The sequence below is a fragment of the Streptomyces sp. NPDC046909 genome (genome assembly GCF_040644695.1).
Classification (GTDB): domain Bacteria; phylum Actinomycetota; class Actinomycetes; order Streptomycetales; family Streptomycetaceae; genus Streptomyces.
Genome location: NZ_JBEYXC010000011.1, coordinates 32073 through 54520, shown reverse-complemented (window position 1 = coordinate 54520; position 22448 = coordinate 32073). Strand labels below are relative to the sequence as shown.

Below are 22448 nucleotides of genomic sequence, written 5' to 3'. Positions count from 1 at the left end.
GGGGGAGTTGTCCGGGCGGGGGGACCTCGGACTGGTGACGTCGCGTACGCACCGGGCGGTCATGTCGGACGGAGAGGCTGCCGTCCGGTCCTAGAGGCGGTCGTCACCGCCGTGCCGTGCCGATCGCAGGCGCTTGGCGCGCACGATGTCGGGGTCCCTCGGGTCGAGGACGTCACCGAAGCTGTACGTCTCCTCGGTACCGGGACGGACCCGGCCCGACCGCCTCCTCGGCTTCTCGATCCGCGTCCGTCGCATGTCCCGCAACCCTTCGGTCCCAGGGCCCGCCGCCTCTCGCCTCGTGTCCGAGCCGACCGGTCCTTCCGCATCGCACTGGTAAGAGAATCGCCCGCGCACGTCCGCGTGTCGTCACGGCAAGCCCCCAATTCCGCTTCCGGCTAGCCGTAACCCCGCCGGTGGGGCAGGCTGTTGGGCGCGCACCAGATCGGGTCGGGCAAGGGGAGCCGGGGCCATGGACGACGCATCGCGGCAAGAGGTGCGGGGACGGGTGGTCCTCGCCGACGACGACATCCTGCTCCGGGAGGGCCTGGCGAGTCTGTGCGAGAGATCCGGGTACGAGGTGGTCGGCCAGGCGGGTGACGCGGAGCTGCTCCTGGAACTGGTCGACGAGGAACGCCCCGACATCGCGATCGTCGACATCAGGATGCCGCCCGACCACTCCACCGAGGGCCTCAAGGCCGCCCGCACCATCCGGGAGCGCCATCCGCGCACCGGCATCCTCGTCCTGTCGGCGTTCGTCGAGGTCGAGGACGCCCTGGAGCTGCTGGCCGGCGGACGCGGCGTCGGGTACCTCCTGAAGAGCCGGATCACGGTCGTCGAGGAGTTCACCGAGTCCCTCGACCGCATCGCCAAGGGCGGCGCGGTGGTCGACCCCTCCCTCGTCCACGAACTGTTCACCGCCCAGCGCCGCGACGACCCCCTGTCCCACCTCAGCGCCCGCGAACGCGAGGTCCTCGCCCTGATGGCCGAGGGCCGCAGCAACGCCGGCATCGGCCGCCGCCTCTGGGTCACCGAGGGCACGGTCGAGAAGCACGTCCGCAGCATCCTCGGCAAGCTGAGCCTCACCGAGGACACGGACGACCACCGGCGGGTGCTGGCGGTGCTGACGTTTCTGGAATCCCGGTAGCGCGTCCCGGCAGCAGACACTGGTAGCGCGTCCCGGCCGCCGTCGTCCACAGCCCCGTCGGACTGTCAGCCCCCGCCAGTAGGGTGGGAGACATGGCCGACCCCTCCAGCTACCGCCCCAGGCCGGGACAGATCCCGGACTCTCCCGGGGTCTACCGATTCCGCGACGAGCACCGCCGGGTGATCTACGTCGGAAAGGCGAAGAGCCTGCGCCAGCGCCTGGCGAACTACTTCCAGGACCTGGCGAACCTCCACCCGCGCACGCGCACGATGGTGACCACCGCCGCGTCCGTGGAGTGGACGGTGGTGTCCACGGAGGTCGAGGCCCTTCAGCTGGAGTACTCCTGGATCAAGGAGTACGACCCCCGGTTCAACGTCAAGTACCGCGACGACAAGAGCTATCCGTACCTCGCGGTGACGATGAACGAGGAGTACCCGCGCGTGCAGGTGATGCGCGGTCACAAGAAGAAGGGCGTCCGCTACTTCGGGCCCTACGGGCACGCGTGGGCGATCCGCGACACCGTCGACCTCCTGCTGCGCGTCTTCCCCGTCCGCACCTGCTCCGCCGGCGTCTTCAAGAACGCCGCCCGCACCGGCCGCCCCTGCCTCCTCGGCTACATCGGCAAGTGCTCCGCGCCCTGCGTCGGCCGGGTCTCCGCTGAGGAACACCGCGAACTCGCCGAGGAGTTCAGCGACTTCATGGCCGGCCGGACCGGGACGTACCTGCGCCGGCTGGAGAAGCGGATGATGGAGGCGGCCGAGGAGATGGAGTACGAGCGGGCCGCCCGCCTGCGCGACGACATCGAGGCCCTGAAGAAGGCCATGGAGAAGAACGCGGTCGTGCTCGCCGACGCGACCGACGCCGACCTCATCGCGGTCGCCGAGGACGAGCTCGAAGCCGCCGTGCAGATCTTCCACGTCCGTGGCGGCCGCGTGCGCGGCCAGCGCGGCTGGGTCACCGACAAGGTCGAGGAGATCACCACCGGTGCCCTCGTCGAGCACGCCCTCCAGCAGCTCTACGGCGAGGAGACCGGCGACTCCGTCCCCAAGGAGGTCCTCGTCCCGGCCCTGCCCGACCCGGTCGAGCCGGTCCAGGAGTGGCTCACCGGACGCCGCGGCTCCCATGTCTCGCTGCGCATCCCGCAGCGCGGCGACAAGAAGGCGCTGATGGAGACCGTGGAGCGCAACGCCCTCCAGGCGCTCGCCCTGCACAAGACCAAGCGCGCCTCCGACCTCACCACGCGCTCGCGTGCCCTGGAGGAGATCGCCGAGGCCCTCGACCTCGACAGCGCCCCGCTGCGCATCGAGTGCTTCGACATCTCGCACCTCCAGGGCGACGACGTCGTCGCCTCCATGGTCGTCTTCGAGGACGGGCTCCAGCGCAAGAGCGAGTACCGGCGCTTCCAGATCAAGGGCTTCGAGGGCCAGGACGACGTCCGCTCCATGCACGAGGTGATCACCCGCCGCTTCAAGCGGTACATCGCCGAGAAGGAGAAGACCGGCGAGTGGGTGGACGACGGCTCCGGGGACGTCCCCGGGAACACCCTCACCGAGGACGACGGCCGCCCCAAGAAGTTCGCCTACCCGCCCCAGCTCCTCGTCGTCGACGGCGGCCAGCCCCAGGTCGCCGCCGCCAAGAAGGCCCTCGACGAGCTCGGCATCGACGACATCGCCGTCTGCGGCCTCGCCAAGCGCCTGGAGGAGGTGTGGCTGCCCGACGAGGACGACCCGGTCGTCCTGCCCCGCACCAGCGAGGGCCTCTATCTCCTCCAGCGCGTCCGTGACGAGGCGCACCGTTTCGCGATCACCTACCAGCGCGCCAAACGGGCCAAGCGCTTCCGGTCGAGCCCCCTGGACGACGTCCCCGGCCTCGGGGACACCCGCAAGCAGGCACTTCTGAAACATTTCGGCTCGTTGAAGAAACTTCGATCTGCCACCATCGACCAGATCTGCGAGGTCCCCGGCATAGGCCGCAAAACGGCTGAGACCATCGCCGTGGCCCTCGCCCAGGCGGCACCGGCCGCGCCCGCGGTGAACACAGCTACTGGAGAGATCATGGAAGAGGAACCCGGCACGATGGGTTCCAGTGGGGAGCCCCTACGGACGGGCGCCCCGGACGAACGACGGGGGCAGGAGACATGAATGTGAACGAGCAAGAAGGCCCACAGGACCACACCGGAGACGGAGCACAGGTGAGTACGGGCACGAGTACGGGCACGACCGGCGACGCCGCCGGCCTCCCCGACGCGGCCATCCCCGAGCTGGTGATCATCTCCGGCATGTCCGGAGCCGGCCGGTCGACCGCCGCCAAGTGTCTGGAGGACCTCGGCTGGTTCGTCGTCGACAACCTGCCGCCCGCGCTGATCCCCACCATGGTGGAGCTCGGCGCCCGCTCCCAGGGCAATGTCGCCCGGATCGCGGTCGTCGTCGACGTCCGCGGCCGCCGCTTCTTCGACAACCTCCGCGAGTCCCTCGCCGACCTGGAGGCCAAGCACGTCACCCGGCGGATCGTCTTCCTGGAGTCCTCCGACGAGGCCCTGGTCCGCCGCTTCGAGTCGGTGCGCCGCCCGCACCCCCTCCAGGGCGACGGCCGCATCGTCGACGGCATCGACGCCGAGCGCGAGCTGCTGCGCGAGCTGCGCGGTGACGCCGACCTGGTCATCGACACCTCCAGCCTCAACGTCCACGAACTGCGCGCCAAGATGGACGCCCAGTTCGCCGGCGAGGAGGAGCCCGAGCTGCGGGCCACCGTCATGTCCTTCGGCTTCAAGTACGGCCTTCCGGTCGACGCCGACCTGGTCGTGGACATGCGGTTCCTGCCCAACCCGCACTGGGTCCCGGAGCTGCGCCCCTTCACCGGCCTCAACGAGGAGGTGTCGGCGTACGTCTTCAACCAGCCCGGCGCCAAGGAGTTCATCGACCGCTACAGCGAACTGCTCCAGCTCATCGCGGCCGGCTACCGCCGCGAGGGCAAGCGGTACGTGACCATCGCGGTCGGCTGCACCGGCGGCAAGCACCGCTCCGTCGCCACCTCCGAGAAGCTCGCCGCCCGCCTCGCCTCCCAGGGCGTGGAGACGGTGGTCGTACACCGGGACATGGGACGGGAATGACAGCACGTTCTCCGCGGCTGAGCAGGCTGCGCCGGGTCGTGCCCGAGGGACGCGCGACCCGGCCCGTGGAGGCCCGCGGTGCCAAGCCGCGCCGCCGCGGTGCCCAGCCCAAGGTCGTCGCCCTCGGCGGCGGCATGGGCCTGTCCGCCTCGCTCGCCGCCCTGCGCCGGATCACCGGCGACCTCACCGCCGTCGTCACCGTGGCCGACGACGGCGGCTCCAGCGGGCGGCTCCGCGACGAGCTGGGCGTCCTGCCGCCCGGTGATCTGCGCAAGGCGCTGGCCGCGCTGTGCGGCGACGACGACTGGGGCCAGACCTGGGCCCGCGTCATCCAGCACCGCTTCCACTCCAAGGGCGACCTGCACGACCACGCGGTCGGCAATCTGCTGATCGTCGCCCTGTGGGAGCAGCTCGGCGACCATGTCCAGGCCCTCGACCTGGTCGGCAAGCTCCTCGGCGCGCACGGGCGCGTGCTGCCCATGTCCGCCGTACCCCTGGAGCTCCAGGCTCTGGTCAAGGGGCACGACCCGGAGCGGCCCGAGGACGTGGACACCGTCCGGGGCCAGGCCACCGTCGCCCTCACCCCCGGCGAGGTGCAGTCCGTGCACGTCGTACCGCACGACCCGCCCGCCGTCCCCGAGGCGGTCGCCGCCGTCCTCGACGCGGACTGGGTGGTGCTCGGCCCCGGCTCCTGGTTCTCCTCGGTCATCCCGCATCTGCTGGTGCCCGAACTCCTGGACGCCCTCACCCAGACGAAGGCACGCCGGGTACTCTCGCTGAACCTCGCCCCGCAGCCCGGAGAAACCGATGGCTTCTCCCCGCAGCGTCATTTGGAGGTTTTGGGACGACACGCCCCTAAACTCGCCCTGGACGTGGTGCTGGCCGACGAGGCCGCCGTGCCCGACCGCGACTCGCTGACCGACGCCGCCAAGCGGCTCGGCGCCGCGGTCGAGCTGGCGCCGGTGGCCCGGCCCGACGGGACCCCGAGGCACGACCCGGAGCTGTTGGCCGCCGCGTACGACCGTATTTTTCGGATGCATGGAAGGATCGGCCCATGGCGATGACGGCAGCGGTGAAGGACGAGATCTCCCGGCTCCCCGTCACCCGGACCTGCTGCAGAAAGGCGGAGGTCTCCGCCATCCTGCGGTTCGCCGGCGGCCTCCACCTGGTGAGCGGGCGGATCGTGATCGAGGCGGAGCTGGACACCGCGATGGCGGCCCGCCGGCTCAAGCGGGACATCCTGGAGATCTTCGGCCACAGCTCCGAACTGATCGTGATGGCACCGGGCGGACTGCGCCGCGGTTCGCGGTACGTGGTGCGCGTGGTCGCCGGCGGTGACCAGCTGGCCCGGCAGACCGGCCTGGTCGACGGGCGGGGCCGCCCGATCCGGGGGCTGCCCCCGCAGGTCGTCTCCGGTGCCACCTGTGACGCCGAGGCCGCCTGGCGCGGGGCCTTCCTGGCGCACGGCTCGCTGACCGAGCCCGGCCGTTCCTCCTCCCTGGAGGTGACCTGCCCGGGTCCGGAGGCCGCGCTTGCCCTGGTCGGCGCCGCCCGCCGGCTCTCCATCGCCGCGAAGGCCCGCGAGGTGCGCGGCGTGGACCGGGTGGTGGTCCGCGACGGCGACGCGATCGGCGCGCTGCTCACCCGGCTCGGCGCCCATGAGTCGGTGCTGGCCTGGGAGGAGCGCCGGATGCGCCGCGAGGTGCGCGCGACGGCGAACCGTCTCGCCAACTTCGACGACGCCAACCTGCGCCGCTCGGCCCGCGCGGCCGTCGCCGCCGGCGCCCGTGTGCAGCGTGCGCTGGAGATCCTCGCCGACGACGTGCCCGAGCATCTCGCGGCCGCCGGGCGGCTGCGCATGGACCACAAGCAGGCCTCCCTGGAGGAGCTGGGCGCGCTCGCCGACCCGCCGCTGACCAAGGACGCCGTCGCGGGCCGGATCCGCCGACTGCTCGCCATGGCCGACAAGCGGGCGCAGGACCTCGGCATCCCGGGCACCGAGTCCAGCATCACCGAGGAGATGGCCGACAACCTCGCGGGCTGACGATCTCGGGTGACCAACCGTCAACACGCCGGTGCCGATGCTCCATTGGAGTGTCGGCACCGGCGTTTGGCTGTCTTTGAGGCACCCTTGACTGGATCATGAAGTGTCATGAGCCTGGCATGTGTTCGCTGCTGTGGCGGACAGACGCAAGGGGGGCACATGAGACGAAGAGCGAGACCGATCCTCGCCGTTGGCGCACTCCTGCTGGGCGGAGCGGGCATCGCGCCGCTCGCCCAGGCCGCGGAGAGCGCACCCTCTCCCGATCCGAACGAGGTCAAGGTCTTCCACGCTGAGGTCACCAACAAGCAGGTCCCCCTGCTGCTGGCGGCCGGGCAGGACGGCCATGAACTGAGCGAGCAGGTACCCGCCAAGGGCACCGCGACGGTCGAGGTCTACCTCACCGACAAACAGGCCGACAAGCTGGAACAGCAGGGCGTCGACCTCACCGAGTACACCCTCTCCGCCAAGGCCGAGGCCCGCGTCGAGGCCGCCGCCGACGGGGTGTTCCGCCCGTACAGCGGGGCCGGCAACCTCAAGGAGGAGATCCTCCGCACCGGCCAGGAGAACCCCGGCCTCACCAAGGTCGTCTCCATCGGCAAGACGGTGGGCGGCCAGGACATCCTCGCGCTCAAACTGACCAAGAACGCGAAGAAGACCAAGGACGGCGCCAAGCCCTCGGTCCTGTACCTGTCCAACCAGCACGCGCGCGAGTGGATCACGCCGGAGATGACCAGACGGCTGCTCCACTACTACGTCGACCACTACAAGACCGACCAGCGCATCAAGAAGATCGTCGACTCGACCGAACTGTGGTTCGTCCTCTCGGCCAACCCCGACGGCTACGACTACACCTTCCAGAGCGACGACACCCGCCTGTGGCGCAAGAACCTGCGGGACAACAACGGCGACGGCACCATCGCGATCGGTGACGGCGTCGACCTCAACCGCAACTTCTCCTACAAGTGGGGCTACGACAACGAGGGTTCGTCGCCCAACCCCACCAGCGAGACCTACCGCGGCACGGAACCCAGCTCCGAGCCCGAGACCAAGGCGCTGGACGCCTTCGAGAAGCGGATCGGCTTCACGTACGGCATCAACTACCACTCCGCCGCCGAACTCCTCCTCTACGGGGTCGGCTGGCAGGTGGCCACCGACACCCCCGACGACGTCCTCTACCGGTCGCTCGCCGGCACCCCGGACAACTCCGCGATCCCCGGCTACCGTCCGCAGGTCTCCTCGGAGCTGTACACCACCAACGGCGAGGCGGACGGCCACGCGTCGAACGTCAACGGCCTGGCGATGTTCACCCCCGAGATGTCGACCTGCCAGACGGCCTCGAACATCGACCCGAACGACCAGTGGAACGCGGCGGACTGCCAGTCGGTCTTCAACTTCCCGGACGACGAGAAGCTGATCCAGGCGGAGTTCGAGAAGAACATCCCGTTCGCGCTCTCCGTCGCCGAGTCCGCGGGCCAGCCCGACCAGCCGAAGTCCTCGCTCGGTCTGAAGGCCGCCGACTTCACCCCGAAGACGTTCACCACGTCCTACTCCCGCGGCGCGGACCAGGAGGTCTCCGTCACCGTACGCAAGTCCGTGCGGGACAAGGAGCTCAAGTACCGCGTCAACGGCGGCCGCGTCCACGACGAGGACCTCAGGGCCTGGAAGGGCGGCGAGACGTACGGCGGTGACGACAACCTCTACTTCGACGAGTACCGGGCCAAGGTCGAGGACGGCGACCCGGGCGACAAGGTCGAGGTGTGGTTCACCGGCAGGACCAGAAGCGGAAAGCCCACCTCCAGCGAGCACTTCACGTACACCGTGGCCCAACGGCCGCGCGCGGACACGCTCGTGGTCGCCGAGGAGGGCGCGACCGCCACACAGGCGCAGACCTACGTCGACGCGCTGAAGGCCAACGGCCGCAAGGCGATCGTCTGGGACGTCGCCGCCCAGGGCGCGCCCGACGCGCTCGGCGTCCTCGACCACTTCGGGACGGTCGTCCACTACACCGGCGCGAGCGTCCCCGGCAACGCCACCCAGCTCCAGCTGCGGGCCTTCCTCAACGAGGGCGGCAAGCTGATCGAGGCGGGCGAACGGGCCGGCGGCACCGTCGACCTCGGCGGCGGCACCCTGTCGAACGACTTCAGCCAGTACTACCTGGGCGCCTACACCCGTACGTCCCTCCCGGGGGCCACCGCCTTCCAGGGCACCGGAAAACTCGCCGGAGCCGGCGCGGCGCTCGGCGCGGCGCCGGGCAACCCGCTCGACACGGCCGGGTCGTTCAGCGTCACCTCGGACAACCTGCCGGCCGCCACGTTCCCGCAGTTCGCGAGCGCGGGCGGGGGCAGCTACCCCGGCACGGTCAACCCGTACGGCCCGTACGAAGGCGCCTCCATGGCGGCCGTCACGCACAGCGACTACGCCTGGAACCGCCTCACCCGCACCATCGACCTCACGAACGTGACCGCCGCCCAGGCGCCCACGTTCCAGACCCGCATCCTGTGGAGCACCGAGGAGGGCTACGACCACGCCGTCCTGGAGGCCCGTACCGCCGGGGGCGACGACTGGACCACGCTCCCGGACAAGGGCGGCCAGACCAGCAGCGCCGTACCGACCGAGTGCGAGGCCGGGTACTTCATCGCGGCCCACCCCGCGCTCAAGCGGTATCTGACGCTCGGCGACGGCGGCTGCACCAACACCGGCACCAGCGGCCAGTGGAACAGCCTCACCGGGGCCTCGGCGGGCTGGCAGCAGGTCTCCTTCGACCTCTCCGCCTACGCGGGCAGGACGGTGGAGATCGACCTCAGCTACATCACCGACCCGGGTGGCGGCGGTCGCGGCATCCTCGTCGACAACGCGTCCGTCGTCATCGGCGGCACCGCGGTCGAGACCGAGGGCTTCGAGACCTCGCTGGGCGCCTGGAGCGTCCCCGGGCCGCCCGCGGGCAGCCCGGCGGTCGTCAAGGACTGGGGGCTCGCCGGAGAGCTGTTCAAGACCTACGGCGCGGTCACCACGGACGACACCGTGCTGCTGGGCTTCGGCCTGGAGCACGTCACCGCGGCGGCCGACCGTACGACCCTGCTCGGCAAGGCGCTCGCGGCCCTCGGAGGGTGAACGCACCGGTCAACGGTGACTGACTCTCCGTAACCGATTCGAGCGACGGGGCCTTTCGGCCCGGGCGGTCCGTACCCCTACTGGCGGGTACGGACCGCCTGCCCGTGTATGGGGCATCTCGATGTCACTCAGGGAGCCTCAGGGAGGTAGGGTCGTAGGCGGTCGGGGACATCCCAAACAGAGCTCGCCGGCACCGCATAGCCGGCGTACCAACGAGGAGATCGGTTCGTGACGATCCGCGTAGGCATCAACGGCTTCGGTCGTATCGGTCGCAACTACTTCCGCGCACTGCTGGAGCAGGGTGCTGACATCGAGATCGTGGCTGTCAACGACCTGGGTGACACCGCGACCACCGCTCACCTGCTGAAGTACGACACCATCCTGGGTCGCCTCAAGGCCGAGGTCACCCACACCGCCGACACCATCACGGTCGACGGCCACACCATCAAGGTGCTCTCCGAGCGCAACCCGGCCGACATCCCGTGGGGTCAGCTGGGCGTCGACATCGTCATCGAGTCGACCGGCATCTTCACCAAGAAGGCCGACGCCGAGAAGCACATCGCCGGTGGCGCGAAGAAGGTCCTCATCTCGGCTCCGGCCAAGGACGAGGACATCACCATCGTGATGGGTGTCAACCAGGACAAGTACGACGCGGCCAACCACCACGTCATCTCCAACGCCTCCTGCACCACCAACTGTGTGGCGCCGATGGCGAAGGTCCTGGACGAGAACTTCGGCATCGTCAAGGGCCTCATGACGACGGTCCACGCGTACACCAACGACCAGCGCATCCTGGACTTCCCGCACTCGGACCTGCGCCGCGCCCGCGCCGCCGCCGAGAACATCATCCCGACCACGACCGGTGCCGCGAAGGCCACCGCCCTGGTCCTCCCGCAGCTCAAGGGCAAGCTCGACGGCATCGCGATGCGCGTCCCGGTCCCGACCGGCTCGGCCACCGACCTGGTCGTGGAGCTCCAGCGCGAGGTCACCAAGGACGAGGTCAACGCCGCGTTCAAGAAGGCCGCCGACGACGGCGACCTCAAGGGCATCCTCTTCTACACCGAGGACCCGATCGTGTCCTCGGACATCGTGAGCGACCCGGCCTCCTGCACCTTCGACTCCTCCCTGACCATGGTCCAGGAGGGCAAGTCGGTGAAGATCCTCGGCTGGTACGACAACGAGTGGGGCTACTCCAACCGCCTCGTCGACCTCACGGTCTTCGTCGGCAACCAGCTCTGACCGACGGAGCAGGCAGCTTGATGTGAGTGCAGGGCCCGTGCGGCGCAGGGACGCGCCGCACGGGCCCTGCCTCACGTACAGAACGGCCCTCTTAGGATCACGAGCGATCCGAGTACCAAACCCTCCTCGGGAGTCCCTTTCATGAAGACGATCGACGAACTTCTCGCCGAAGGCGTCGCCGGCAAGCGGGTCTTCGTCCGCGCCGACCTGAACGTGCCGCTGGCCGGCACCACCATCACCGACGACGGCCGCATCCGCGCCGTGCTGCCCACCGTCAAGGCGCTGGCCGAGGCGGGCGCCCGCGTGGTCGTCGCCTCCCACCTGGGCCGTCCCAAGGGCGCCCCGGACCCGGCCTTCTCGCTCGCCCCCGCCGCGGCGCGCCTGGGCGAACTCCTCGGCGCCGACGTGGCCTTCGCGACCGACACCGTCGGCGAGTCCGCCACGGCCACCGTCGCAGGGCTTGCCGACGGCCGGGTCGCGGTCATCGAGAACCTGCGCTTCAACGCCGGCGAGACGTCCAAGGACGACGCCGAGCGCGGCGCCTTCGCCGACCGGCTGGCCGCCCTCGCCGACGTCTACGTCGGTGACGGCTTCGGCGCCGTGCACCGCAAGCACGCGTCCGTGTACGACCTCCCGGGCAAACTGCCGCACTACGCCGGCCACCTCATCGCCACCGAGGTCGGCGTCCTGAAGAAGCTCACCGAGGACGTCGCCCGCCCCTACGTCGTGGCGCTCGGCGGCTCCAAGGTCTCCGACAAGCTCGCCGTCATCGACGAACTGCTCGGCAAGGCCGACCGCATCCTCATCGGCGGCGGCATGGCCTTCACCTTCCTCAAGGCCCAGGGCCACGAGGTCGGCGCCTCCCTCCTTCAGGAGGACCAGATCCCGGCCGTCACCGAGTACCTGGAGCGCGCCGAGAAGCTCGGCGTCGAGCTGGTCCTCCCGATCGACGTCGTGGTCTCCCCGGGCTTCCCCGACCTGAAGGCCAAGGCGCCCACCGAGCACACCGCCGTCGACGCCGACAAGATGCCCGAGGGCCAGTTGGGCCTCGACATCGGCCCGAAGACCGGCGAGCTGTACGCGAGCAAGCTCGCCGACGCCAAGACCGTGTTCTGGAACGGCCCCATGGGCGTCTTCGAACACCCCGACTACGCCGAGGGCACCAAGGCGGTCGCCCAGGCCCTCATCGACTCGGACGGCTTCACCGTCGTCGGCGGCGGAGACTCCGCCGCCGCCGTGCGCACCCTCGGCTTCGACGAGAACGCGTTCGGCCACATCTCGACCGGTGGCGGCGCCTCCCTCGAATACCTCGAGGGCAAGACGCTCCCCGGCCTCGCCGCACTGGAGGACTGACCCGCATGACCACTCGCACGCCGATCATGGCGGGTAACTGGAAGATGAACCTCAACCACCTCGAGGCCATCGCACACGTCCAGAAGCTCGCCTTCGCCCTCGCGGACAAGGACTACGAGGCCGTAGAGGTCGCCGTCCTGCCGCCCTTCACCGACCTGCGCTCCGTGCAGACCCTCGTCGACGGCGACAAGCTGAAGATCAAGTACGGCGCCCAGGACATCTCCGCCCAGGACTCCGGCGCCTACACCGGCGAGATCTCCGGCGCCATGCTGGCCAAGCTGAAGTGCACGTACGTGGCCATCGGCCACTCCGAGCGCCGCCAGTACCACGCCGAGACCGACGAGATCGTCAACGCCAAGGTCAAGGCCGCCTACAAGCACGGCCTGACCCCGATCCTGTGCGTCGGCGAGGAGCTGGACGTCCGCGAGGCGGGCAACCACGTCTCCCACACCCTCGCCCAGGTCGAGGGCGGTCTGAAGGACCTCCCGGCCGAGCAGGCCGAGTCCGTCGTGATCGCCTACGAGCCCGTGTGGGCCATCGGCACCGGCAAGGTCTGCGGCGCCGAGGACGCCCAGGAGGTCTGCGCCGCGATCCGCGCCAAGCTCGCCGAGCTGTACACCCAGGAGCTGGCCGACCAGGTCCGCATCCAGTACGGCGGCTCCGTGAAGTCCGGAAACGTCGCCGAGATCATGGCGCAGGCCGACATCGACGGGGCGCTCGTGGGCGGTGCGTCGCTCGATGCCGATGAGTTCGTCAAGATCGTGCGCTTCCGCGACCAGTAAGTATGCGGTAGCGGCGATCCGTCGTACCCTTGCGGGGGCACAGCCCGGTGGCTGTGCCCCTGTCGTCCATCCAGATCCGAGGAAGTTGGTCCAGCCGTGGTTATGGGGTTCTCGATCGCCCTGATCGTCTTCAGCGGCCTGATGATGCTGCTGGTGCTCATGCACAAGGGCAAGGGCGGCGGCCTGTCCGACATGTTCGGTGGCGGTATGCAGTCCTCCGTCGGCGGCTCCTCGGTCGCCGAGCGCAACCTCGACCGGATCACCATCGTGGTCGGTCTGCTGTGGTTCGCGTGCATCATCGTGCTCGGCCTTCTCATGAAGGCGAACAACTGACCGGCACGCACATTCCGTACGTAAGGCCCCATGTTCGGTACGCGCACCTGAGCGCGGCCTATCATGGGGCTTGCGTCTAGGTGTGGGGGCTGTAACTCCAACCACTGGACGCGCGTTGGGCCTTACGTAGACTGAGGCGCTCGCAACGAAGCGAAACGCCGACTCGCTTCGCGGCACCATCACGCAGGGAGTTACGACCGTGGCAAGTGGCAACGCGATCCGAGGAAGCCGGGTCGGGGCGGGGCCGATGGGCGAGGCCGAGCGGGGCGAGTCCGCGCCCCGACTGCGCATCTCCTTCTGGTGCTCCAACGGGCACGAGACGCAGCCCAGCTTCGCCAGCGACGCGCAGGTTCCCGAGACCTGGGACTGTCCGCGCTGCGGCTTCCCCGCCGGACAGGACCGGGACAACCCGCCGGACCCGCCGCGCACCGAGCCGTACAAGACGCATCTCGCGTATGTACGGGAGCGGCGCAGCGATGCGGACGGCGAGGCGATCCTCGCCGAGGCGCTCGCCAAACTGCGGGGCGAGATCTAGGAATTGACAGCCGGCCGGGCACCGACAGGTGCCGGGCCGGAGCTGTTTTCACCCCTTCCGCGACCCTGTGGGCAGAGTTATCCACAGGCCCATCGTGTTGTCAGTGGTGACCTCTACGGTTTGTGCATCGCTGAAGAGCGAACGAATCGTGAGGGGGAGCTGTGGCTGTGGTCGAGGCTGTGGGCGTGCGTGCGCCCGCGTGGCGCGGGGGGTTCGGGCGGTTGTGGAGCGCCGCCGTGCTCTCCAGTTTCGGAGACGCGCTGCGGACGGCGGCGCTGCCCCTGCTGGCCGCCACCCTGACCGACGAGCCCCTGCCGATAGCGCTCGTCACCGCCTGCGGCTATCTGCCCTGGATCGTCTTCGGACTGCTCGGCGGCGCCGTCGCCGACCGGGTGGACCAGCGGCGGGCGATGTGGACGGTGGACGCGGTACGAGGGCTGCTGGTCGCCGGTTTCGCGGTGGCCGTGGCGCTCGGGCACGCCTCCATCGGCCTGCTGATCGCGCTGGCCTTCGCACTGACCACGCTCCAGACGCTCTTCGACAACGCGTCCACGGCCCTGCTGCCCGCCCTGGTGGACAGCGAGGCCCTCGGCAGCGCCAACGCCCGGCTCATGACCGGGCAGAAGATCGCGGGCGGACTGCTCGGCGCCCCCGTCGTGCCCCTGCTGCTGGTGGTCGGCGCCCCCGTGCCCTTCGTGGCCGACGCGGCGACCTTCCTGGTGGCCGCCGCGCTGGTGGCCTCGCTGCGGACCGGCGCGCCCGCGCGGAAGCCGAGACCGGCGGGCAGCACCCTGCGCCGGGAGATCGCCGAGGGACTGCGCACCCTGGGCCGCGACCGGGCCCTGCGCGGCCTGTGCGCGGCGACGGCCCTGTGCAACGTCGGGGTCGGCGCCCTCATCGCCACCATGGTGCTGCTGGTCACCGACTGGCTCGACGTCGGCCACGCCGGGTACGCGGCGGCCACGACCGCCTACACGGTCGGCGCCCTGGCCGGGGGAGCGCTCAACCGCCGGCTCGTCTCCCGCATAGGGCGGGTACGGGCGGTGCTGCTCGCCGGGAGCGTGCAGATCGGGGCGCTCGTCGTCATGGGCACGGTGCGGAGCCTGGGCGCGCTGATCGCCGCCATGGCCGTCTTCGGGCTCATGGGGATGGTGTGGAACGTCAACACCACGACCCTCATGCAGGAGCGCGGCCCCGCCGAGATGCTGGGCCGCATCAGCTCGGCGTTCCGGACCCTGGCCGTCGCCGGGGCACCCCTGGGCGCGCTGCTCGGCGGGGTCGCCGCCACCGCCTGGGGGCTCAACATCCCGGCGCTCCTTGCGGCCGGTTTCTTCGTCCTGTCCGTCGCCTCGTTGACACCTGCGCTCAAGCGGGACGTACCTGTAGTCGCACCCGAGGACGGCGCCGCGACAGCTCATGTCACGCGCTGATCAACTAAGTTGGACCAGCTGGGACAGGCACGAAAGAAGGCTGAAGTCGGACATGAACGCAGACGCCCGTACGAGGCTCAACCAGACCCCTGAGTGGACCGCTCTGGCCAAGCACCGCGAGGAGCTCGGCGAGCTGCGGCTGCGCGAGCTGTTCGCCGCGGACCCGGGCCGTGGCGCCGGGTACACGCTCCAGGTCGGGGACCTGCACATCGACTACTCCAAGCACCTCGTCACCGAGGAGACCCTGCGGCTGCTGCGCGAGCTGGCCGCCGCCACCGATGTCTTCGGGCTGCGGGACGCCATGTTCCGCGGCGAGAAGATCAACACGACCGAGGACCGGGCTGTCCTGCACACCGCGCTGCGGGCGGCGCGGGACACGGTGGTCGAGGTGGACGGGGAGAACGTCGTGCCGGGCGTGCACGCCGTCCTCGACAAGATGGCCGGCTTCGCCGACCGCGTCCGCTCCGGGGAGTGGAAGGGGCACACCGGCAAGCGGATCAGGAACGTCGTGAACGTCGGCATCGGCGGCTCCGACCTCGGCCCGGCGATGGCGTACGAGGTGCTGCGCGGCTTCACCGACCGCGAGCTCACGGTCCGCTTCGTGTCCAATGTCGACGGCGCCGACCTGCACGAGGCGACCCGGGACCTGGACCCGGCCGAGACGCTGTTCATCATCGCGTCCAAGACCTTCACCACCATCGAGACGATCACCAACGCCACCTCGGCCCGCCAGTGGCTGCTGGACGCGCTCGGCGACGAGGCCGCCGTCGCCCAGCACTTCGTGGCGTTGTCGACGAACGCCGAGAAGGTCGGCGCGTTCGGCATCGACACGGCGAACATGTTCGAGTTCTGGGACTGGGTCGGCGGCCGCTACTCCTACGACTCGGCGATCGGGCTCTCCCTGATGATCGCCATCGGCCCGGACCGCTTCCGGGAGATGCTCGACGGGTTCCGGCTCGTCGACGAGCACTTCAGGACCGCGCCCGCAGAGTCCAACGTGCCCTTGCTGCTCGGCCTGTTGGGGATCTGGTACGGCAACTTCCACGACGCCCAGTCGCACGCCGTGCTGCCGTACAGCCACTACCTGTCCAAGTTCACCGCCTATCTCCAGCAGCTCGACATGGAGTCCAACGGCAAGTACGTCGGCCGGGACGGGGTGCCGGTGGAGTGGCAGACCGGGCCCGTGGTGTGGGGGACGCCGGGGACCAACGGGCAGCACGCGTACTACCAGTTGATCCACCAGGGCACGAAGCTGATCCCGGCGGACTTCATCGGCTTCGCCGAGCCGGTGGACGAGCTCAGCGACGAACTCAAGGCACAGCACGACCTGTTGATGGCGAACTTCTTCGCCCAGACGCAGGCCCTCGCCTTCGGCAAGACCCCGGACGAGGTGCGGGCCGAGGGGGTGGCCGAGGAGCTGGTGGCGCACAAGACCTTCCAGGGCAACCACCCGACGACCACGATCCTCGCGCGCGAGCTGACGCCGTCGGTGCTCGGGCAGCTCGTCGCGCTGTACGAGCACAAGGTGTTCGTGCAGGGTGCCGTGTGGAACATCGACTCCTTCGACCAGTGGGGCGTGGAGCTCGGCAAGGTCCTCGCCAAGCGCGTCGAGCCGGCGCTGACGGAGGGCGCGGACGTGCCGGGTCTGGACGCGTCGACCACGGCTCTGGTCGCCAAGTACCGGGAGCTGCGCGGCCGTTCGCGAGTGACGATGCGGGAAAGCGGGCGGCGCGGGGCCGTCCGCATCCCGTAGACTCCCGGACGATCATGAAGAAGCCATGGCTCGGGGGAGTGCGGAGTGGCTGGTTCGCAGGGCGGTTGGACGGGCGGCGCGCTGACAGCGGGGTCGTTCTGGAAGCCGAAGTACGCGGCACGCGCGGTGTTCCATCCCGCGTGGATCCCGGAGTCCATCGACCCGGGGGTGGAGCAGCTCAAGAAGTTCCGGCTCATCGCCGGGACGGTCGCGGCGATCGGGGTGTACACCTTCGTCGAGGGCGGTTTCGCCTTCGACGAGATGCTGGAGAACATGCTGACGGCGTCGGTCGTCCTGCTGTTCATCACCCCGCTGACGGTCGGCATCATGCTGTTCGTGTGGCGGCGCCACGGCTCGGTGAGCGAGCTGAAGCCCTCGCTGTTCAACTCGCTGAAGCTGCTGCTGCTCTTCGTGGGGACGATCGTGCTCACGGTGGTGCTGCTGCAGTCGGCGGGCGGCGCGGGGTTCTTCATCCTGCTCCTCGGGCCGATCGTGCTCTGGCTGATCGGCTTCGTGGCGCGCGGGGCCTGGCACGTGGGCGCGAACTTCTTCGGCACGGCGGGTGTGCACCGCTGCCTCCCGCCGCTGCTCGCGACGGTCACGGCCTGGCTGATGGCCGTCCCCGACCTCCTCACGGGCGACCTGCACGGGCTCGGTCTCGCGATGGGCGTGCTGTTCATCCTGGGCGCCCCGGTGACGGTCACGGGGATCGCACTGCTGGAGATGCGACGCCTGGAACAGCGCTACGGCATCCGGCTGGCGGCCCACCCGTCCACCCAGCTCCGCTTCACGCCCCAGCCCCCGCCGATGCCCCCGAACGCCCCACCGACGCCGCCGGGCACGCCGTATGTGCCGCCGCAGGGAAACCCGTACGGCCCGCCGCCCGGCAACCCGTACGGGCCGGGCACAGGGCAGCCGTACCCGCCCGCCAACCCGTACGGACCGCCCGCCGGGAACCCCTACAACCAGGGCAACCCCTACGGCCCGCCGCCCTCCGGCAACCCGTACGGGAGCTGAAGGGTCGGTCGCTTCCCGGCTGCCTGTTCCGGCTCAACCACAACATCGCGCCGTAAGCCGTGCATACGACGAAGGCCCCAGGAAAACCTGGGGCCTTCGAAGAACACACTCAGGGCGACGCCGGTGGATACAGAGACCGCGGCAGTTGCGAGGCCGCCGCTGCGTCCAGGAGCCACAGGGTGCGCTGGCGGCCGTACGCGCCCGCTGCCGGGGCCTGGATCTCGCCCGCGCCCGAGAGGGCGATCGCCGCGGCCTGGGCCTTGTCCTCGCCGGCTGCCAGGAGCCAGACCTCGCGGGCGGCGCGGATGGCGGGCAGCGTGAGGGTCACGCGGGTCGGCGGGGGCTTGGGCGCGCCGTGGACGCCGACGACCGTGCGCTCGGTCTCGCGGACCGCCGGGAGCTCCGGGAACAGCGAGGCGACGTGGGTGTCCGGGCCGACGCCCAGCATCAGGACGTCGAAGGTCGGGACCGAGCCGTGGTTCTCCGGGCCCGCCGCACGGGCGAGTTCCTCGGCGTAGGAAGCCGCCGCCGCGTCCACGTCCTCCCCGTGCGGACCGTCCGAGGCGGGCATGGCGTGCACCCGCTTCGGGTCGAGCGGCACCGCGTCCAGCAGGGCCTCGCGGGCCTGCGTGACATTGCGCTCCGGGTCGCCCTCGGGCAGGTACCGCTCGTCGCCCCACCACAGGTCGAGCCGGCCCCAGTCGATCGCGTCCCGGGCGGGAGCCGCCGCCAGCGCGGCCAGCAGCCCGTTGCCGTTGCGGCCGCCCGTGAGGACCACGGACGCGTAGCCCCGGGAGGCCTGCGCGTCCACGATCTTCGTGATGAGACGGGCCGCGGCGGCCTGCGCCATCAGTTCCTTGTCGCGGTGGACGACCAGCTGGGGAGTGCTCACTTGGCCGCCGCCTTCTTCGCGGGGGCCCGCTTGGCGGCCGCCTTCTTCACCGGCGGTGCCTCCTCGGGAACCGCCTCGACAGCGACCGCCACCGGAGCCGGGTTCAGCTTCTCCACCCCGAACCGCAGCGCGGACGCGTACGTGTCGTCAGGGTCGAGCCGCCGCAGCTCCTCCGCGATCAGCTCGGCCGTCTCGCGTCGCTTGAGCGCCACCGCACGGTCCGGCTGGCCCTGGATGGACAGCGTCGCGAGCGAGCCGTCCGCGCGGTCCAGGGTGATCGGGCCGTGGTTGGTGTCCATGCGGACCGCGGTGAGGCCGGGGCCGCTGGACAGGGAGCGCTTGACCGGGACGTCCAGCCGGTCCGCGAGCCACATCGCGAGCAGCTCGCAGCTCGGGTTGAACTCCTCGCCCTCCACCTCGACGGCGTTGACGTCGACGGTGACCTGGTCGAGGGCCGCGGCCAGCATCGAGCGCCACGGCGTGATGCGGGTCCAGGACAGGTCGGTGTCGCCGGGCGTGTAGGTGTCGGCGCGGGCACCGAGGTCCCGTACCGGCTGCTCGGAGGCGTAGGTGTCGGTGACCCGGCGCTGGGCCAGGGCGCCCAGCGGGTCGCTCGCCGGGTCCAGCGGCGCGTCCACCGGCCACCAGACGACCACGGGGGCGTCGGGCAGCAGGAGGGGAAGGACGACCGACTGGGCGTGGTCCGCGACATCGCCGTACAGGCGCAGGATCACCGTCTCGCCGGTGCCCGCGTCCGCGCCCACCCGCACCTCGGCGTCGAGGCGGGACTGGGTGCGGTCGCGGGGGGTGCGGGAGACGCGCTTGATGACCACGAGCGTGCGCGAGGGGTGCTCGCGCGAGGCGTCGTTGGCGGCCTTCAGGGCGTCGTACGCGTTCTCCTCGTCCGTGACGATGACCAGGGTGAGCACCATGCCGACGGCCGGTGTGCCGATGGCACGGCGGCCCTTGACCAGCGCCTTGTTGATCTTGCTGGCGGTGGTGTCCGTGAGGTCTGTCTTCATGGCCGGCGCCAGCTCCGTCCCTCGCGTGCGAGCATTTCGTCCGCCTCGACCGGGCCCCAGGTGCCGGACGGGTACTGGGCGGGCTTGCCGTGCTTGTCCCAGTACTGCTCGATCGGGTCGAGGATCTTCCAGGACAGCTCGACCTCCTCGGTGCGCGGGAAGAGGTTCGAGTCGCCGAGCAGCACGTCGAGGATCAGCCGCTCGTACGCCTCGGGCGAGGACTCCGTGAAGGACTCGCCGTAGGCGAAGTCCATCGACACGTCCCGGATCTCCATCGACGTGCCGGGGACCTTGGAGCCGAAGCGGACCGTGATGCCCTCGTCCGGCTGGACGCGGATGACGATCGCGTTCTGGCCGAGCTCCTCGGTCGCCGTCGAGTCGAAGGGGGAGTGCGGGGCCCGCTGGAACACCACCGCGATCTCGGTGACCCGGCGGCCCAGACGCTTGCCGGTGCGCAGGTAGAAGGGGACGCCCGCCCAGCGGCGGTTGTCGACCTCCAGCTTGATCGCGGCGTACGTGTCCGTCTTGGACTTGGGGTCGATGCCCTCCTCCTGGAGGTACCCGACCGCCTGCTCACCGCCCTGCCAGCCCTCCGCGTACTGTCCGCGGACGGTGTCCCGGCCCAGGTCCTTCGGCAGCTTCACCGCGCCGAGCACCTTGGTCTTCTCGGCGGCCAGCGCGTCCGCGTCGAAGGAGGACGGCTCCTCCATCGCGGTCAGCGCCATCAGCTGCAACAAGTGGTTCTGGATGACGTCACGCGCGGCGCCGATGCCGTCGTAGTACCCGGCACGGCCGCCGACGCCGATGTCCTCGGCCATCGTGATCTGCACATGGTCCACGAAGGACCGGTTCCAGATCGGCTCGAACATCTGGTTGGCGAAGCGGAGCGCCAGGATGTTCTGGACGGTCTCCTTGCCGAGATAGTGGTCGATGCGGAAGACCTGGTCCGGGGCGAAGACCTCGTGGACGACCTTGTTGAGGTCCTCGGCCGACTTCAGGTCGTGGCCGAAGGGCTTCTCGATGACCGCGCGGCGCCAGGAGCCGGTGGACTGGTCGGTGAGCCCGTGCTTCTTCAGCTGCTGGATGACCACGGGGAAGGAGCGCGGCGGCACCGACAGGTAGAAGGCGAAGTTGCCGCCCGTGCCCTGGGCCTTGTCGAGCTCCTCGATGGTGCCGCGCAGCCGCTCGAACGCGTCGTCGTCGTCGAAGGTGCCCTGGACGAAGCGCATCCCCTGGATGAGCTGCTGCCAGACCTCCTCGCGGAACGGCGTACGGGCGTGCTCCTTGACGGCGTCGTGGACCTCCTGCGCGAAGTCCTCGTTCTGCCACTCCCGCCGGGCGAAGCCGACCAGCGAGAAGCCCGGCGGCAGCAGACCCCGGTTCGCGAGGTCGTACACGGCGGGCATGAGCTTCTTCCGGGACAGGTCGCCCGTGACGCCGAAGATGACCAGGCCCGACGGCCCCGCGATACGCGGGAGCCGTCGGTCGGCGGGGTCACGAAGCGGGTTCGCTCCGGAACCGGAGAGAGGGGACAAGGTTTAGCCCTCCGAGGGTGCGAGGCGCTCCAGCTCCGCCTCGGTCGACTTGAGCAGGTCGTTCCAGGAGGCCTCGAACTTCTCGACGCCCTCGTCTTCCAGGAGCTGCACGACGTCGTTGTACGAGATCCCGAGCTTCTCGACGGCGTCGATCTCGGCGCGGGACTGCTCGTACGTACCGGCGACGGCGTTGCCGCGGATCTCGCCGCTCTCCTCGGTGGCCTGGAGGGTGGCCTCCGGCATGGTGTTCACCGTGTTGGGGGCGACCAGCTCGTCGACGTACAGGGTCGCCTTGTAGGCGGGGTCCTTCACGCCGGTCGAGGCCCACAGCGGGCGCTGCTTGTTGGCCTGCGCCTTGTCGAGGGCGGCCCAGCGGTCGGAGGAGAAGATCTCCTCGTACGCCTGGTAGGCGAGCCGCGCGTTGGCGACACCGGCCTTGCCGCGGGCGGCCTTGGCCTCGTCGGTGCCGAGCGCGTCGATCCGCTTGTCGATCTCGGTGTCCACGCGGGACACGAAGAAGGAGGCCACGGAGTGGATCAGGGAGAGGTCCAGGCCCTTGGCCTTGGCCTTCTCCAGGCCCGCGAGGTAGGCGTCCATGACCTCGCGGTAGCGCTCCAGCGAGAAGATCAGCGTGACGTTGACGCTGATGCCGTTGCCGATCACCTCGGTGATGGCCGGCAGACCCGCCTTGGTGGCCGGGATCTTGATGAGGGTGTTGGGGCGGTCCACCAGCCAGGCGAGCTGCTTGGCCTCGGCGATGGTCGCCGTGGTGTTGTGCGCCAGGCGCGGGTCGACCTCGATCGACACCCGGCCGTCCTGGCCGCCGGTGGCGTCGAAGACCGGGCGCAGGATGTCGGCGGCGTCGCGGACGTCCGCCGTCGTGATCATGCGGATCGCCTCTTCGACGGTGACCTTGCGGGCGGCGAGGTCGGCGAGCTGCTGCTCGTAACCGTCACCGCTGCTGATCGCCTTCTGGAAGATCGACGGGTTGGTCGTGACGCCCACGACGTGCTGCTGGTCGATCAGTTCGGCGAGGTTGCCGGACGTGATCCGCTTGCGCGACAGGTCGTCCAGCCAGATCGCGACGCCTTCTTCGGAGAGGCGCTTGAGTGCGTCTGTCATGGAATTACATCTCCTACGTGTCGTATA

The 22448-nt window shown here is 70.0% G+C and carries 19 protein-coding genes; 14 read left to right on the top strand and 5 right to left on the bottom strand.

All coding sequences use genetic code 11. The features are described 5' to 3' along the window. Positions 1-90 precede the first annotated feature (90 nt). Positions 91-255, bottom strand: coding sequence for a hypothetical protein (locus ABZ928_RS32485; protein ID WP_361526867.1), 165 nt, complete (start codon positions 253-255; stop codon positions 91-93). 214 nt (positions 256-469) lie between these two features. On the opposite strand from ABZ928_RS32485, the gene ABZ928_RS32480 reads away from it, so the two are divergent. The 14 genes from ABZ928_RS32480 to ABZ928_RS32415 all read left to right on the top strand — a co-directional run bounded on the left by ABZ928_RS32480 (position 470) and on the right by ABZ928_RS32415 (position 17850). After that, positions 470-1144, top strand: a complete 675-nt coding sequence (locus tag ABZ928_RS32480) for a response regulator transcription factor (RefSeq protein ID WP_361526865.1) — start codon at positions 470-472, stop codon at positions 1142-1144. A gap of 92 nt (positions 1145-1236) precedes the next feature. Beyond that, on the top strand, positions 1237-3285 hold the full coding sequence (gene uvrC, locus ABZ928_RS32475) for an excinuclease ABC subunit UvrC (protein WP_361526863.1): 2049 nt from the start codon (positions 1237-1239) through the stop codon (positions 3283-3285). Continuing rightward, on the top strand, positions 3282-4253 hold the full coding sequence (gene rapZ, locus ABZ928_RS32470; protein ID WP_361526861.1) for an RNase adapter RapZ: 972 nt from the start codon (positions 3282-3284) through the stop codon (positions 4251-4253). Before uvrC ends, rapZ begins: the two co-directional genes overlap by 4 nt. Then, complete coding sequence (gene yvcK / locus ABZ928_RS32465; RefSeq protein ID WP_361526859.1) at positions 4250-5317, top strand: uridine diphosphate-N-acetylglucosamine-binding protein YvcK; 1068 nt, start codon at positions 4250-4252, stop codon at positions 5315-5317. Before rapZ ends, yvcK begins: the two co-directional genes overlap by 4 nt. After that, positions 5308-6297: a DNA-binding protein WhiA gene (gene whiA / locus ABZ928_RS32460; protein WP_329340465.1), complete on the top strand. Its 990-nt coding sequence runs from the start codon at positions 5308-5310 to the stop codon at positions 6295-6297. Before yvcK ends, whiA begins: the two co-directional genes overlap by 10 nt. Before the next feature lie 159 nt (positions 6298-6456). Beyond that, complete coding sequence (locus ABZ928_RS32455; protein ID WP_361526857.1) at positions 6457-9408, top strand: M14 family zinc carboxypeptidase; 2952 nt, start codon at positions 6457-6459, stop codon at positions 9406-9408. Positions 9409-9636: 228 nt separating this feature from the next. Next, positions 9637-10647, top strand: coding sequence for a type I glyceraldehyde-3-phosphate dehydrogenase (gene gap / locus ABZ928_RS32450; RefSeq protein WP_361526855.1), 1011 nt, complete (start codon positions 9637-9639; stop codon positions 10645-10647). A gap of 141 nt (positions 10648-10788) precedes the next feature. Further along, positions 10789-12000 (top strand): phosphoglycerate kinase, encoded by a 1212-nt coding sequence (locus ABZ928_RS32445; protein WP_361526853.1) that lies wholly within the window; start codon positions 10789-10791, stop codon positions 11998-12000. Positions 12001-12005: 5 nt separating this feature from the next. After that, a complete protein-coding gene (gene tpiA / locus ABZ928_RS32440) occupies positions 12006-12782 on the top strand; it encodes a triose-phosphate isomerase (protein WP_361526851.1) in 777 nt (258 codons plus the stop codon). Positions 12783-12884: 102 nt separating this feature from the next. Next, complete coding sequence (gene secG, locus ABZ928_RS32435) at positions 12885-13115, top strand: preprotein translocase subunit SecG (protein WP_361527381.1); 231 nt, start codon at positions 12885-12887, stop codon at positions 13113-13115. A gap of 199 nt (positions 13116-13314) precedes the next feature. Next, positions 13315-13650: an RNA polymerase-binding protein RbpA gene (locus tag ABZ928_RS32430; protein ID WP_003976875.1), complete on the top strand. Its 336-nt coding sequence runs from the start codon at positions 13315-13317 to the stop codon at positions 13648-13650. Between the two features lie 185 nt (positions 13651-13835). Next, positions 13836-15080, top strand: a complete 1245-nt coding sequence (locus tag ABZ928_RS32425) for an MFS transporter (RefSeq protein ID WP_361526849.1) — start codon at positions 13836-13838, stop codon at positions 15078-15080. 52 nt (positions 15081-15132) lie between these two features. Continuing rightward, positions 15133-16833: a glucose-6-phosphate isomerase gene (gene pgi / locus ABZ928_RS32420; RefSeq protein ID WP_361526847.1), complete on the top strand. Its 1701-nt coding sequence runs from the start codon at positions 15133-15135 to the stop codon at positions 16831-16833. Between the two features lie 45 nt (positions 16834-16878). Next, the gene (locus ABZ928_RS32415) at positions 16879-17850 is read left to right on the top strand and encodes a DUF3824 domain-containing protein (RefSeq protein WP_361526845.1); all 972 of its coding nucleotides are present in this window, start codon (positions 16879-16881) and stop codon (positions 17848-17850) included. Positions 17851-17959: 109 nt separating this feature from the next. On the opposite strand, the gene pgl is transcribed toward ABZ928_RS32415, so the two are convergent. The 4 genes from pgl to tal are packed head-to-tail and all read right to left on the bottom strand — an operon-like array spanning position 17960 to position 22421. Beyond that, the gene (gene pgl / locus ABZ928_RS32410; protein WP_361526843.1) at positions 17960-18742 is read right to left on the bottom strand and encodes a 6-phosphogluconolactonase; all 783 of its coding nucleotides are present in this window, start codon (positions 18740-18742) and stop codon (positions 17960-17962) included. Beyond that, positions 18739-19764, bottom strand: a complete 1026-nt coding sequence (gene opcA, locus ABZ928_RS32405; protein WP_361526841.1) for a glucose-6-phosphate dehydrogenase assembly protein OpcA — start codon at positions 19762-19764, stop codon at positions 18739-18741. Before opcA ends, pgl begins: the two co-directional genes overlap by 4 nt. Further along, entirely contained in the window at positions 19761-21299 is a 1539-nt protein-coding gene (gene zwf / locus ABZ928_RS32400) for a glucose-6-phosphate dehydrogenase (protein WP_361526839.1), read from the bottom strand. The genes opcA and zwf overlap by 4 nt, the downstream gene beginning before the upstream one ends. 3 nt (positions 21300-21302) lie before the next feature. Beyond that, positions 21303-22421 carry a transaldolase gene (gene tal, locus ABZ928_RS32395; protein WP_361526837.1) on the bottom strand — a complete coding sequence of 373 codons (1119 nt, stop codon included), beginning with the start codon at positions 22419-22421 and terminating at the stop codon, positions 21303-21305. Positions 22422-22448: the final 27 nt, after the last annotated feature.